Below are 539 nucleotides of genomic sequence, written 5' to 3' on the forward strand. Positions count from 1 at the left end.
GCGCGTTTGATTCGTATGTGGTTGAGTAAATTGAATGCCAATATGCCGAGTCAAACTCAATTGCGCTTGATTTGGCAAGAAGTGGCATTGGCGCAACAAGATGCCAATCCAAAGCTTAAACTCAAACAAGGAGAGATCCGACGCTTCCAAAACAAATTGTACTGGGTTACGCCTCATGCCGATGTGACGAGTTGGCAAGGCCATATCCAAATCGATGAGTCACTGATTTTACCAGAGCGTTTGGGGACGTTAACGCTTAGTACGGGTTCTCATCAGCCAAATATTTCGCTGCCATCACACCCCGAGTTATTGAGGGTTACTTTCAATCCCGAAGGTTTGTCGGCACACCCCACAACACGTAGTCGCAGTCGTAAACTGAAAAAGTTATTCCAAGAATACAATGTGCCAAGCTGGTTACGCCGTCAGATCCCGATTTTGATGTACAAAGACCAAGTTGTTGCAGTCGCAGACTTGTTTGTAGATCAAACATTTAGTGGCCAAGACTGTGAACTCATTTGGCGCAAGCCTTTGTAATTCAT

The 539-nt window shown here is 45.3% G+C and carries 1 protein-coding gene; it reads left to right on the forward strand.

The window, feature by feature from the left end; genetic code table 11:
- Positions 1-534 (forward strand): tRNA lysidine(34) synthetase TilS (gene tilS, locus R7Z50_RS30545; RefSeq protein WP_318150157.1); only part of this gene is annotated, 534 nt, incomplete at its 5' end.
- Between the last annotated feature and the right edge of the window lie 5 nt (positions 535-539).

This window comes from Vibrio sp. 1249-1, assembly GCF_033340495.1.